Source organism: Mesorhizobium sp. P2_E10 (assembly GCF_056404235.1).
In genome coordinates, this window is record NZ_JBFUEK010000046.1 from 1 (window position 1) to 1,665 (window position 1,665).

A 1,665-nucleotide genomic window follows, 5' to 3' on the forward strand; every position below is an offset into this window, starting at 1 on the left:
GCTTCCCTACCGGCAAAGGAGGTTGCAATGAGCCGCTACACCATCACTGTCACGGGCATCGTCACCGGACAGGGCCGCTCGGATCCAGACGCTGTCATCGGCTACGATCCACCGCTTCGGACCTACTTCCTGCAAGCGTTCCCGCACGAAGAAACCGACGAGCCCGCGCTCTGGCTTGGCACCCGCGACCGCGCGTTCGAAGCGCTTGAGGATCTTCGCCACGCAGCCATCTCACACGGCTACGACTTCATGCCGCTGTCGCCCAAATTGGCAGCAAAGCTGGTCGACGACAAAGTGGCAGCCAGCGGGCGTCCGGAGCGGGACGGCATCCTCGGGGAACTGCTGAAACACCCCAACCAACCCAAGTAGGCAAACACGTCTCAGGGCTCGCGACGGAGCGACCGTCGCGGGCCCTTTTTTTGCGCGTCGCAAAAGAGCCATGAACATCACCCGTCGCAGCATGCGACAGCGACTCCAAACTGCCGATTATTCCTTCGGCAGTTTGTGCTTATGAACGCGGATATAATCCTGCACAGCCTTTCGCAGCAGCTCGGTCATGCTGTGCCCGTTGCTGATCGCCAGCAACTTGAACCGGCGCTGCTCCACGGCCGTCAGATAGTACCCGCAGCGGACCATCTCCTCGTCGCGAATCTTCTTGCCGGCGACGGGATCCTTTTTCTGACCCTGCCGCAGCAGCTTGCGAAAGTCAGGCGTTGCACCCGATGCCGGCTCGGGCGTCTGTGGCATGGCCAATCCGGCATTTGGCTCCAACTTGTGCCCCTCGCTTTTTGTTGATGAAATGAACATGCTCGGCAGCGCCGGCGGCTGCGTGGAAATCGCCTTCATCATGCGCGCTTTCTTGTCGTCACCGGGTTTCGGTGCGGTTTCTTCACTCATGCCGCATTCCTTGTGGCTTCGATGAAGGTTTGCAGGAGGTCGTCGAAGACCCCTTCGCTCTCGGCAATCGCCTTCGCATCAGGTACCGCAGGGCTGTAGAGGGTCTGCCCGGTCTGAAGGTCGCGGTAGGCAACACGATTGTGCAGGACGTGTTCTGCAATGGGCGTGCCGTTGGCCTGGATAATGGAGCGCAATTCCGTCAGGGCTCGCGCCCTGCCATCGATGATGGTCTGCTTGGTCAGCACGAATATCGCAGGCAGCGGTCTACCCCGGCTCTCGACCGCCAGCGGAATGTAATGGTMGGTGATCTGGATGGCGGCGGTCACATCGTCGAGGGCAAAGTAGACTGGCACGACGACAATATCGGCCGCGAAGAGCCCGGCCATGAGATTGTCATTTGTGGTGCCTTCCGTATCGATCAAGACAACGGAGCGCTCACCGTTATGAGTGGCTGCCGCGCCGAGGATTTCCTGCGGGGTCATCGCGCTCACCAGCTGCAGGCTATCAGGGCGATTGCCAGCGTCATCCAGCATCTGGAACCAGCGGTTCATGTTCTGCCGCCGATCGCCATCGATAAGAGTGACCGAATAACCCCGATGCAGAGCGACGGACGCCAGGGTGCGCAGCATCGTCGATTTGCCAGTGCCGCCCTTTGGGATCGCAGCGGAGATGATCATGGGGCCTCCTTCCGGCGTTGGCTGACTTGTTTCCTTGTTAACGTGGAAACAAGTCATCATGGACACATGGAACGATATTTCGGTCTAGACA

Annotated in this window: 3 protein-coding genes; 1 reads left to right on the forward strand and 2 read right to left on the reverse strand. The window is 59.7% G+C overall.

All coding sequences use genetic code 11. The features are described from left to right. Positions 1-27: 27 nt before the first annotated feature. Complete coding sequence (locus tag AC1D0N_RS31810) at positions 28-369, forward strand: hypothetical protein (protein ID WP_477250576.1); 342 nt, start codon at positions 28-30, stop codon at positions 367-369. 117 nt (positions 370-486) lie between these two features. Here the strand turns inward: AC1D0N_RS31810 and AC1D0N_RS31815 are convergent, their stop codons facing one another. Beyond that, entirely contained in the window at positions 487-897 is a 411-nt protein-coding gene (locus AC1D0N_RS31815; protein WP_477250577.1) for a hypothetical protein, read from the reverse strand. Further along, positions 894-1,574, reverse strand: coding sequence for a nucleotide-binding protein (locus AC1D0N_RS31820; RefSeq protein ID WP_477250578.1), 681 nt, complete (start codon positions 1,572-1,574; stop codon positions 894-896). The genes AC1D0N_RS31815 and AC1D0N_RS31820 overlap by 4 nt, the downstream gene beginning before the upstream one ends. Between the last annotated feature and the right edge of the window lie 91 nt (positions 1,575-1,665).

Bases quoted from the DNA above. Each gene is read 5' to 3' on its own strand.
- AC1D0N_RS31810 (WP_477250576.1), top strand. From the start codon at position 28: ATGAGCCGCTACACCATCACTGTCACGGGCATCGTCACCGGACAGGGC.
- AC1D0N_RS31815 (WP_477250577.1), bottom strand. From the start codon at position 897: ATGAGTGAAGAAACCGCACCGAAACCCGGTGACGACAAGAAAGCGCGC.